Consider the following 11,851-nt stretch of genomic DNA (forward strand, 5'->3'; position numbering starts at 1 on the left):
TGATGAAATGTTGGCGCGTGACGAATTAAAATATTTATTATATCGAATAAAAGAAGTCGATATAATTGATGAAGCAGACAGTTTAGAAGAAGCATTAGAGAAATTAATAGAGAGTAAACCAGATCTTGTTTTTTTAGATATTCAGCTGTCCGATGATAATGGATTTGAGATTGCTGATTTACTAAAAAAGATGAAAAATCCACCTGCTATTGTATTTGCAACAGCCTATGATCAATACGCTCTTCAGGCATTTGAAGTAGATGCCTTAGATTATATTTTGAAACCATTTGACGAAGAGCGCATTGTTCAAGCAATTAAAAAGTTTCAAAAACGAAAGCAACATGAAATAGAAGAGAAACAAACAGTACTCGCGTCGGAAGTATCTAACAGAATGACAAAATTAGCACTACCGATTGGTGAATCGATTGTATTAATAAATGTAAAAGATATCGTATTTGCGGGAGTATTGGATGGAAAAGTAATTGTAAAAACAACTTGTGATACGTATATGACACATGACACACTTGCCATATTAGAAAAAAAATTGGCACAAGTTGATTTTCTTCGTGTGCATCGTAGCTTTATCGTAAATGTTAATCACATTTCTGAAATCCAGCCTTGGTTTAACTCTACGTATAATTTAATTATGCAAGAAGATTCTAAAGTCCCTGTAAGCCGTACTTATGCAAAAGAGTTAAAAAAGCTGCTTCGTATTTAACAAGCAGCTTTTTTGCATTTCATCCCTCTTTTTCTGTAACTAATTTCGTATATTTGACGCTCTGTATTGCAATTGCTTATACAATGACTTACATCTTATACAATAAAATTATCAAATCAAAAGAAGTGGCAAAAATGAGTACAAAAACGTATACGATTTTCTAACTGTGTTTATAATAAGCGTCGTTAGACGTCCACTGAATAGAATTGAAATACAAAGAGAAGGATGGATGGTATGAAAAAACAATCATCTATTAATCCATGGCTTGTTGTCCTTGGGACAATTATTGTACAAATGGGACTTGGAACGATATATACATGGAGCTTATTCAATCAGCCTTTAGTAAATAAATATGACTGGAGTCTTAACGCCGTTGCTATAACGTTCTCCATTACTAGCTTTTCCTTAGCATTTGCAACTTTGTTTGCAAGTAAATTACAAGAGAAATGGGGAATCCGTAAGCTCATTATGATAGCTGGATTTGCCTTAGGAATTGGCTTAATGCTTAGTTCACAAGTTTCCTCTTTACCAATGCTTTATGTATTAGCAGGATTTGTTGTAGGTTTCGCAGATGGTACAGCCTATATTACTTCACTATCTAATTTAATAAAGTGGTTCCCAAATCGTAAAGGTTTAATTTCTGGTATATCTGTATCTGCATATGGTATGGGTAGCCTAATTTTCAAATACATTAACGCAGCGTTCATTGACTCATTTGGCGTATCACAAGCATTTCTATATTGGGGCTTAATTGTTACCGTTATGATAGTGGCAGGCTCATTTTTAATCCATGCGGCCACTGAACAAACTATCGTTCAGGAAACAAAAAGTTATAACTACACACCAAAAGAAATGTTGCGTACAAAAGAAGTTTACCTGTTATTTATTATGTTCTTCACATCATGTATGAGCGGCTTATATTTAATTAGTATCGTATTAGACCTTGGTGTTCAACTCGTAGGACTTAGCGTAGCAACAGCAGCAAATGCGGTCGCTATGGTTGCCATTTTCAATACAATGGGCCGACTTATTTTGGGGTCATTATCAGATAAAATTAGCCGTTTAAAAATTGTTTCCGCGACATTTGTCATTATCGCTGTAGCTGTTTTTGTGCTCAGTTTCGTAGAATTAAATTATGGTATTTACTTTGTCTGTGTAGCAAGCGTTGCCTTTTGTTTTGGTGGGAATATCACTATTTTCCCAGCCATTATCGGTGATTTCTTCGGTCTAAAAAACCATAGTAAAAACTACGGAATCGTGTATCAAGGCTTCGGTCTTGGAGCACTAACAGGTTCCTTTATCGGTACAATCCTAGGTGGATTCAAACCAACATTTATGGTGATTGGCGTATTATGTATTGTGTCATTTATTATCGCTATTTTCATTCAAACACCTAGTCTTCAAAAAGAACAACAAGAAAATTATCGCAACGTAGCGTAATATTATATTCTAAAAACAACTCCAAAAGATACAGCAAATAAAAGCTGATTTTGGAGTTGTTTTTCATTTTCTTTACTTTTTTCGACACTCTACACCTAGACGGTAAAGTTGTTGCCCAAGAAAAAACTTCATTAGACCTTTCTTTATATTTAATCACAAGAAAACTCCCCCTCTATTTGTTAGATAGGAACTAACAAGTAGAGGGGGAGTTCAAAAAACAAAACCTCATCTTATACTGTATAGCGCTCTCCTTCTAATACAGAAGCAGCAATTTCACGTTTCTTCGGAATAACATTTGTAGGGTTATGGCGCGTTAATTTACGAAGCGCTGATAATAACATACGTAATGAGTCCCCACTTTCTACTGCAATCAATGTTTCTTTCGCATGTGCTTCAATTTCATTAAACGCTTCTTGGCAGAATACTTGCGTGTAAAGAAGTTTTTGCTTCGCTTTTTCTTCGCCTACTTTGTTGATTGCTTTCTCTGTACGTAATACACAAGACTCCATTGCGTATACGTTGCTTACGATATCCGCTAAGTTCACTAATAACTCTTGCTCTTTCTCTAATGCTTTGCCGTATTTTTGAACAACAAGGCCAGCTACCATTAAGCCGATTTTCTTCGCGTTCTTCACTAAATGTTTCTCTTGCTCTAATGCACCTTCGCCTACTTCTTCTGGCATCATCATCATTAATTCTTCTTGTAATAACTGTGCTTTTTGCAATAATGGTAAATCACCTTTCATTGCTTTACGCACGAACGTACCTGGTACAATTAAACGGTTAATTTCGTTTGTACCTTCGAAGATACGATTAATACGAGAGTCACGGTACATTCTTTCGATTTCATATTCTGCCATGAATCCGTAACCACCGTGGATTTGCACACCTTCATCTACTACGTAATCTAATACTTCTGAACCGAATACTTTATTTAATGAGCACTCAATTGCATATTCTGCAATCGCATCTGCTACTTTTAAGCCATCTTTTGCTTCTTCTTCTGTGAATATGCCCATTTTATTTTCAAATAGACCTACTGTACGGTATACAGAACTTTCTGCTGCGTATAATTTAGACGCCATGTTTGCCAACTTCTCTTGGATTAATGTGAAACGTGCGATTGGTTGCTTGAATTGTTGACGGCTATTTGCATACTCCGCTGATAATTCAATTGCACGCTTCGCAGCGCCAACTGTTCCAACTGCTAATTTGTAACGACCAATGTTTAAGATGTTGAATGCAATCTTGTGACCTTTACCGATTTCACCAAGTAAGTTCTCTTTCGGTACAAGTGCATCTTCTAAAATTAATGTACGAGTTGACGAACTCTTAATACCCATTTTCTTCTCTTCTGGACCAGTCGATACGCCTGGATAGTCTTTCTCTACGATAAACGCTGAGAAGTGCTCTCCATCAATCTTTGCATATACAACGAATACATCAGCAAATGCCGAGTTTGTAATCCATTGCTTTTCACCATTTAATACATAGTGCGTTCCTTCTGCATTTAATTTCGCAGTTGTTTTTGCGCCTAATGCATCCGATCCACTTCCTGGTTCTGTTAATGCGTATGCAGCTAACTTCGCACCAGAAGCTAAGTCTGGTAAATATTTATGCTTTTGCTCTTCGTTACCGAATAATACGATTGGTAATGAACCGATACCGACGTGTGCACCGTGAGAAATCGAGAATCCACCTGCACGAGAGAATTTCTCTGCAATTAACGCTGAGCTAACTTTATCTAATCCTAAACCACCATACTCTTCTGGTACGTCTACACCAAGAAGACCTAAGTCTCCAGCTTGCTTTAATAATGTTGCTGAACGCTCAAACTCATGGTTCTCTAAATGTTCCACTTGTGGTAATACTTCATTTGCTACGAAGTCTTCTGTCGTCTTTGCAATCATTTTGTGCTCATCATTGTAATCCTCTGGAGTAAATACATACTCAGATGAAATATCATCAACTAAAAAGCTTCCACCTTTAACAATCATATCTTTTGTCTTTTCCACTGTTTCGTTCTCCCTTCGTTTCTCCCGATATATGAACTATTTGTTTTACACTAATTCAAATACTCCGGCAGCACCCATTCCGCCGCCGATACACATCGTTACAACACCAAATTGCTCGCCACGACGTTTCATTTCATGCATTAATGATAATGTCAACTTCGCGCCTGTACATCCAAGTGGATGACCTAGCGCAATTGCACCGCCATTCACGTTTACTTTTTCTTGGTCTAAGTTTAACGTGCGGATAATACCGAGTGATTGTGATGCGAATGCTTCATTCAATTCGAATAAACCGATATCTGATAGTTCTAGTCCCGCTAATTTCAATGCTTTTGGAATTGCTTCAATTGGTCCGATACCCATTACTTCTGGACGAACACCAGCAACTGCAAACGAACGGAATTTCACTAGTGGTGTTAACCCTTCTCGTAATGCTTTCTCGCGGTCCATTAATAATACTGCCGCTGCACCATCACTCATTTGTGATGCGTTACCAGCTGTAACAGAGCCTTGCACGTTAAACGCTGGGCGAAGTTTACCTAGTACATCCACTGTCGTTCCTTGACGTACACCTTCATCCATCGAGAACATAAATGTTTTCTCTTGTGCCTTGTTATTTGCACCAACGTAATGGTTTGTTACTTCGACAGGAATAATTTCATCTACAAATTTACCTTCTTGAATCGCACGTGCTGCACGCTCATGGCTACGCGCTGCAAATGCATCTTGATCTTCACGCGAGATGCCATATTCTTTCGCTACTTGCTCCGCTGTATGACCCATTCCCATGTAATACTCTGGTGCCTGCTCTACTAAGCGTAAGTTCGGACGAGCAACGTGGCCCATCATTGGCACCATACTCATTGACTCCGCTCCACCTGAAAGTACTGCATCTGCATGACCAAGCATAATGCGTTCTGCCCCGTATGCAATACTTTGTAAACCAGACGAGCAGTAACGGTTGATTGTAATTGCTGGTACTGTCTCTGGTAAACCTGCAAGTGCACCAATGTTACGTGCCATATTTAACCCTTGCTCTGCTTCTGGCATTGCACAACCAATAATTAAGTCATCGATGTTTCCTGCATAATTATTTGCTCGCTTTAATGTTTCCTTTACAACTAACGCACCTAAATCATCTGGACGAACATTTGCTAATGAGCCTTTCTTCGCTCTTCCAATAGGCGTTCTCGCGCCTGCAACAATAACCGCTTCTCTCATGAATTCTCCCCCTTAGTTACGTAATGCCTTCCCTTTAACGAGCATGTGTTGCATTCTTGCTTGTGACTTTGGTTCCCCAATTAAACTTAAGAATGCTTCTCTTTCTAAGTCTAATAAGTATTGCTCATCTACTTCTGTTCCGTACGCAAGCTTGCCACCAGAAATAACATGTGCTAACTTCTTCGCAATCTTTAAATCATGCTCAGAGATGAATCCTGAGTAGAACATATTTTGTGCACCCAATTGCAATGTTGCATAACCTGACTCTCCTACTACTGGAACCTTCTTACGGACTGGTGCTTTGTATCCTGCATCATATAACGAAATGACTTTTTGCTTTGCATCGTGAATTAAGTGGTCACCGTTTACACTAATACCGTCCTTGCTATTTAAGAAGTTCAACTCAAGTGCTTCTTTTGCAGATGTCGATACTTTTGCCATCGCAACTGTTTCAAACACTTTATTTGCTACTTTTTGAAGATCGAACTCCGTATCTTTCGGTAGTGAATTCAAGTATTTCATGTATAACTCCTTGTTACCCCCACCACCTGGGATTAACCCTACACCTACTTCTACTAAGCCCATGTATGTTTCCATTGATGCTTGAATGCTATCCGCTGGTAGACACACTTCTGTTCCGCCACCTAATGTCATACCAAACGGTGCCGCAACTACTGGTTTGCTGCTATATTTCATACGCATCATCGCATCTTGGAAATGCTTTACTACCATTTCAATTTCGAAATAGTTATCATCTTGTGCTTCCATTAAAATCATTGCTAAATTAGCACCTACGCAGAAGTTCTTTGCTTGGTTACCAATTACTAATCCTTTGTAGTTCTTTCCTACTTCTTCTACTGCATAGTTAATCATTTGTACGATATCGAAGCCGATTGCATTGCTCTTAGAGTGGAACTCTAATCCCGCCACACCGTCTCCTAAATCGATTAAACTTGCACCTGTATTTTTCTTAATGACACCGTTCTTCTCTTTTAAACGCTTAATATAAATTTTCTTCTGGTTTTCATGAAGCGCTTTATACTCGCCGTCATGGTAGAAATGTACGTCACCATTGTCATGTTTGTAGAATGACTCATGGCCGTTATCAAGCATTTCTTTCACCCATGTTGGTACTTCTTTTCCTTCTGATTCCATCTTCATAATTGATTTTGAAACGCCAATCGCATCCCAAATTTCAAATGGACCTTGTTCCCAACCAAATCCCCATTTCATTGCGTTATCAATCGCTACGATATCATCTGCAATTTCCTTGTATAACGTTGCAGAATAAAGAAGAACTGGGCTAATAATATTCCAAAGTAATGTTCCTGCGCGGTCATCTGCATATAGAAGCGTTTTCATTTTTGCCGATAAACCTTTTGTTTGTTTGCTCATTTCTGTCGATGCTGATTTTAATTTTTTGCGTGGCTCATATTGCAATGTTTGAGGGTTTAATTCTAAGATGTCTTTGCCTTGTTTTAAGAAGAAGCCTTGGCCTGATTTACTTCCGATCCAGCCGTTTTGTACCATTTCTTTCATAAAAGGAGGAATTTCAAATACTACTTTCTCCTTTTCATCTGTTACATTATCGTATACGTTGTTGGCAACGTGGATAAATGTATCTAATCCAACAACATCTAACGTGCGGAATGTTGCGCTCTTTGGACGACCAACTAATGGACCTGTGATAGAATCTACTTCTCCAACACTGTAACCACCTTTAATCATCTCTTGAACTGTTAATAATAAGCCGTATGTTCCAATACGGTTCGCGATAAAGTTCGGTGTATCTTTTGCAAGAACAACCCCTTTACCAAGCACGTCTTCACCAAATGTCTTCATGAATGACAATACTTCTTCGCTTGTATGTTGTGTAGGTATAACTTCTAATAATTTTAAGTAGCGTGGTGGATTGAAGAAGTGTGTCCCAAGGAAATGCTTCTTGAAATCCTCCGAGCAATCTTCTGACATACGTTCTACTGAAATACCAGATGTATTTGATGTAACGATTGAACCTGGCTTACGTACTTCATCTACGCGTGCAAATACTTTCTTCTTCACGTCTAGGTTCTCTACAACTACTTCAATAATCCAGTCTACATCTTTTAATAACTCCATATCATCATCCATATTACCGATACTAATAAGAGATAAACTTTCTTTCGAAGTAAGTGGTGCTGGCTTTTGTTTCTTTAACTTTTCTACCGCAGACAATACGAAGCGATTGCGAACAACTTTATCTTCTAGCGTTAAGCCTTTTGCTTTTTCCTCATCTGTTACTTCTCTCGGTACGATATCCAATAAGAGTGTCGGTATACCGATGTTTGCTAAGTGTGCAGCGATACCTGATCCCATTACCCCAGAGCCTAAAACTGCAGCTTTTTTAATGCTCCCTATCATTCTGTTTCCCCCTTGTTTCATATCTTGAATGAACACTCATTCAATTTTGGTGCATGATTTGTATGCACGAATGAGTTTCTCTATTACCACTATATGACTTTTTCTGACTTTTCGCAATAAATAAAACATTAAATTATAAATAAAATTACTCAAACAGAGGAAACTATTTTCGAGGTGATTCTAATGGCTAAGTTAAAACGAGATCCTTCAAAAGCTGGTGTAAGTGCAACTAGCGTGAAAGGAAACGCTGGTCCTCACAATCAACCAGAAGAAAAAGGCCGTCAAAGTAATAATCAGCAATTTAAAAAGCATAATTTCTAATATGTACAAAAAGAGCTGGTACTTTTACCAGCTCTTTCCTTGTTATTTCGATACTGTTACATCGCCAAGCTCACTAAATCCTTTAATCACGATAGAACCTTGACCATATACAAAGGAACTTCCAGATTGATTAAATACTTTTACTTTTCCTAATTCCGAACTCACATCAAAGCGTACATTTTTAGGTTCTACCTTCGTCTTAATATCCACATCACCTAAATCTGTATGCGCATTAATGGGATAAGCGAATTCATGTACTGCGATATCAACATCTCCTAGCTTTGTACTAGCGTTAATATCCCCTTCCACTTGTGCTAACTCAATCTTCCCTAAATCACTTTTTGCTACAACAGAGGTACTTTTTACGTCTTGCATGTCTACGTCACCTAACTTAGTAGCTGCTTCTACTGTATTCACTTGTAGTTGCTCTATGTCAATATCGCCTAGTTCTGTTTTCACACGAATTTGTTCATATTGCTTCTTCGGAACATGTAGTGTAACTTTTAATTCTGGATTAAAGAAACCTAGTTGGAAAAATTGAAATGGACTCTCGCTCTTTACCTCAATTATTTTTCCCTTCTCTGCAATTACAGGAATTGATTTCGTGCCATTCGAAACTTTACCTTTGATTTCTATAAGAATATCCTTACTTGTTGTTGGTATAATAACAACCTCTCCAAAACGTAAATCGACTTCAATATCAGTTATATTATCAGCAGAGATTGTCTTCGCATCCGAGACAGCAATGCTTTTATAGTACGGAGAAAATGTGAAAAATGCACCTACTAATCCAATCACAATAAGAAGTACTGCAAATAACTTTAAGCCTTTAGACATGCTTGCTTCCTCCCTTAATGATTGCCTTGTTAGCCTTCACATAACGAGACACTAATCGACCACATGCTGGTGAAATTTTCTTCATCCCATGGAATAAAAAGATACCAATACCGCTTAATGCTACTCCAGCAAAAAATTCAAACCACATAAATGGATCTTCAGAGATAATTTCTCCAATTAATGCAAGAAATGGACTAATAATAAAAGCAACGGAAATAATCCAAAGAGAAAGATAAATAGCAAAAGCTGCTACAAATGGTGCTAATACAAAGATGAGATTTAAGAAGATCAAACCGATTGTTAATAATGTTTTCTGAAGTCCGCTTCGTTGTGGATGTACTTGCGATGATGTTGTGTGACTTCCTTCAATTCCGTACAAAAGTAATTGCTCACGTGCGATACTTTCTGGACTTCCTAATGCCACGATGACTTCTTGTTCTGTCTTACCTTCTTCCAAGCCAGCTTGGAAATGTTCCTGATAGTCGTACAAAATATCTTGCCGCTCTCGATTTGGCAATTCACCGAGACGTTGTTCCAGCCGTGCTAAAAATTGTTCTTTATTCATGGCCAACACCTTCCTCTATAATTTTGTTCACGCCTTCTGTGAACTCACGCCAGTCCTTCAATAAATTGTCTAGCTGTGTTTTTCCTAGCTCTGTTAATTGATAATATTTACGTGATGGACCTTCTGATGACTCTTTCAAATAGGTCGTGAAGTATCCTTCTTTCGTCAATCTCCGTAATAATGGATAAACAGAACCTTCCGATATCATAAAGTTATTCGAAATTTTTTGGACTAATTCATATCCATAACGATCTTTATCATTTAACAAGACTAATACACACAGTTCCAATACGCCTTTTTTGAATTGAACGTTCACTCTTTTCCCACCTTCCACTACTATCTATTACAAGATACCAAATAACATTTATTACCTTATATGTATAATATATGATAAGCTACTGTTTATTGCAAGGTACTTTGTATAAAAAAGATACATTTTTTGAAAAAATGTATCTTTTTCTTCATTATTTCTTCAATACGCCTCTTAATACGAAGGCAACGTTCGCTGGACGCTCCGCTAGACGTCGCATGAAATATCCGTACCAATCTGTACCATACGGCACATACACACGCATTTTGTATCCTTCCTTCGCAATTTCTTCTTGGCGTTCTGAACGAATACCGTAAAGCATTTGAAATTCAAATTGATCATGTGGAATATTATGTTCCCACGCTAATCGTCTCGTATATTGAATAATATGCTCATCATGTGTAGCAATTGCTGTATAATTGCCATTCAACATGTGCATTTTAATGATTTTTTTGAAATTCTCATCCACGTCTTTTTTCTCTGGGAATGCGACTTCAGGTGATTCTTTATAAGCGCCCTTCACTAAGCGTAAGTTCGGGCTATACTCGTTTAATTCTTGCATATCTTGTTCTGTACGATATAAATATGCTTGAATAACCGTTCCAACATTATCATACTCAGATTTTAACTGTTTAAAAATATCAATTGTCTTTCCGCAACGACTGTAATCTTCCATATCAATCGTTACAAATACATTGTTTTCTTTTGCACTGTTTAAAATACGTCGCATATTGCGCATCACAAGTTCATCTGAGATGTCTAATCCCATAGAGGTCATTTTTAGTGATACTTGTGCATCGACACCTTCACGACTAATCGCTTCAATTGCTTCTATACAATTATCCGCCATCTCATTCGCTTCTCTTTCATTATCTACAAACTCACCTAAGTAGTCTAACGTTACCGATAAGTCTTTGTTATTCAGATCGCGAATTGCTTTCATTGCTAATTTAACGTTTTCGCCTGCTACAAATCGAGAAGCTCCGAAGCGTAAACCGTACTTTTTCGCCAGTTTCGTCATCGCTTTATTCTTAGATAAAAACAAAAATGAATCACGCATTACTTGTTCCATACTCTTCTCTCCTTTTACGACAAACTACACTTTAAATTATAAAACTATTTTCAATTATCGTAAAATTTTAAGAGAGCGTTCTCTTGTTTTTTTACAAAACAGCTTATAATTAGCACATTTAAATGAGAAGGTTCGTTCTTCACGAAAAGATATGGATGACCTATGCACTGCAGCTTTCCGCTACTTGCATGAAACTTCCTTCCTTTTTCAAAACAGCCAATGACCTAATTTGATGATAAATCGTGATTTTAATAGTAAGAAACAATCGAAAGAATAGATAACAAAAATAAAGGGATGCTAAAAAAGAATCTCACTATGAAGGAGGCATGTACATATGCAACAACAAAACCAAACGTATCAACAACCACCAAACATGATTACAACGAAAGATTTTCTATATTTAGAAGATATGATGAACTGGAATTTCATCGCCATGAAGAAGGCACATTTCTATGCTAGACACATTCAAGATGCAGAAGTGAAAAGTACATTAGAGAAAGTTGGACAAATGCATCAAGATCACTACATGCGCATTCTACAACATATGCAATCAACTCCTGTTAACCAAAATGCTGGACCACCACAAACACATTAGAAAGGGGGAAAAAAGATGAAAATCGGAAATCCAGAAACACCATTTCCACAAACACCAGACATGAATGATCGTGACTTCCTAAATGATATGCTTGCAACAGAGAAGTACATGACGTCTTCCTATGCTACTGCCTTGCATGAGGCAAGTAACGAAACACTGTATGCAGATCTTAAAACAATCTACGATGCAACGGAAAACTGCCAGCGAGAATTATTTAATCTGATGTTCCGCAAAGGTTGGTATAAATTAGAACCAATTGAAGCACAAAAAATTCAGCAAGCCCACCAACAATTTGCAGGATACTCTAAACAATTTCCTTATCAGCATTAAAAAAATCCAAGGGGGGTTCCCTTGGAT

The 11,851-nt window shown here is 37.5% G+C and carries 12 protein-coding genes; 5 read left to right on the forward strand and 7 right to left on the reverse strand.

Translation table 11 applies throughout. The annotated features are described in order from the left end of the window. Positions 1-7: 7 nt before the first annotated feature. Both IEV41_RS16410 and IEV41_RS16415 read left to right on the forward strand, forming a co-directional pair. Positions 8-718 (forward strand): LytR/AlgR family response regulator transcription factor, encoded by a 711-nt coding sequence (locus tag IEV41_RS16410; RefSeq protein ID WP_229722275.1) that lies wholly within the window; start codon positions 8-10, stop codon positions 716-718. A 234-nt stretch (positions 719-952) separates the two neighbouring features. Beyond that, entirely contained in the window at positions 953-2,158 is a 1,206-nt protein-coding gene (locus IEV41_RS16415) for an L-lactate MFS transporter (protein ID WP_338091023.1), read from the forward strand. 230 nt (positions 2,159-2,388) lie between these two features. Here IEV41_RS16415 and IEV41_RS16420 read toward each other — a convergent pair whose 3' ends face one another. Genes IEV41_RS16420 through IEV41_RS16430 form a run of 3 tightly spaced genes read right to left on the reverse strand, consistent with a single transcriptional unit; the run spans position 2,389 to position 7,791 of the window. Beyond that, positions 2,389-4,173: an acyl-CoA dehydrogenase FadE gene (locus IEV41_RS16420; RefSeq protein ID WP_205181524.1), complete on the reverse strand. Its 1,785-nt coding sequence runs from the start codon at positions 4,171-4,173 to the stop codon at positions 2,389-2,391. 45 nt (positions 4,174-4,218) lie between these two features. Continuing rightward, the gene (locus tag IEV41_RS16425) at positions 4,219-5,394 is read right to left on the reverse strand and encodes an acetyl-CoA C-acetyltransferase (RefSeq protein ID WP_188389591.1); all 1,176 of its coding nucleotides are present in this window, start codon (positions 5,392-5,394) and stop codon (positions 4,219-4,221) included. A 12-nt stretch (positions 5,395-5,406) separates the two neighbouring features. Next, complete coding sequence (locus IEV41_RS16430) at positions 5,407-7,791, reverse strand: 3-hydroxyacyl-CoA dehydrogenase/enoyl-CoA hydratase family protein (protein WP_188389727.1); 2,385 nt, start codon at positions 7,789-7,791, stop codon at positions 5,407-5,409. 186 nt (positions 7,792-7,977) lie between these two features. Here IEV41_RS16430 and IEV41_RS16435 point away from each other — a divergent pair, with 186 nt between their 5' ends. Further along, complete coding sequence (locus IEV41_RS16435; protein WP_188389592.1) at positions 7,978-8,115, forward strand: YuzL family protein; 138 nt, start codon at positions 7,978-7,980, stop codon at positions 8,113-8,115. Positions 8,116-8,157: 42 nt separating this feature from the next. Here IEV41_RS16435 and IEV41_RS16440 read toward each other — a convergent pair whose 3' ends face one another. The 4 genes from IEV41_RS16440 to IEV41_RS16455 form a co-directional block, all read right to left on the reverse strand. After that, positions 8,158-8,952 carry a DUF4097 family beta strand repeat-containing protein gene (locus IEV41_RS16440; RefSeq protein WP_188389593.1) on the reverse strand — a complete coding sequence of 265 codons (795 nt, stop codon included), beginning with the start codon at positions 8,950-8,952 and terminating at the stop codon, positions 8,158-8,160. Next, the gene (locus IEV41_RS16445; protein WP_188389594.1) at positions 8,945-9,517 is read right to left on the reverse strand and encodes an HAAS signaling domain-containing protein; all 573 of its coding nucleotides are present in this window, start codon (positions 9,515-9,517) and stop codon (positions 8,945-8,947) included. The genes IEV41_RS16440 and IEV41_RS16445 overlap by 8 nt, the downstream gene beginning before the upstream one ends. Further along, the gene (locus IEV41_RS16450; protein ID WP_188389595.1) at positions 9,510-9,833 is read right to left on the reverse strand and encodes a PadR family transcriptional regulator; all 324 of its coding nucleotides are present in this window, start codon (positions 9,831-9,833) and stop codon (positions 9,510-9,512) included. Before IEV41_RS16450 ends, IEV41_RS16445 begins: the two co-directional genes overlap by 8 nt. 148 nt (positions 9,834-9,981) lie before the next feature. Continuing rightward, the gene (locus IEV41_RS16455; protein ID WP_188389596.1) at positions 9,982-10,899 is read right to left on the reverse strand and encodes a proline dehydrogenase family protein; all 918 of its coding nucleotides are present in this window, start codon (positions 10,897-10,899) and stop codon (positions 9,982-9,984) included. Between the two features lie 334 nt (positions 10,900-11,233). On the opposite strand from IEV41_RS16455, the gene IEV41_RS16460 reads away from it, so the two are divergent. Together IEV41_RS16460 and IEV41_RS16465 are read left to right on the forward strand one after the other, a co-directional pair. Next, complete coding sequence (locus IEV41_RS16460) at positions 11,234-11,494, forward strand: hypothetical protein (protein WP_188389597.1); 261 nt, start codon at positions 11,234-11,236, stop codon at positions 11,492-11,494. A gap of 15 nt (positions 11,495-11,509) precedes the next feature. Continuing rightward, positions 11,510-11,824, forward strand: coding sequence for a spore coat protein (locus tag IEV41_RS16465; protein WP_188389598.1), 315 nt, complete (start codon positions 11,510-11,512; stop codon positions 11,822-11,824). Positions 11,825-11,851: the final 27 nt, after the last annotated feature.

It is taken from the genome of Priestia taiwanensis, from assembly GCF_014638355.1.
Classification (GTDB): Bacteria; Bacillota; Bacilli; order Bacillales; family Bacillaceae_G; genus Priestia_D; species Priestia_D taiwanensis.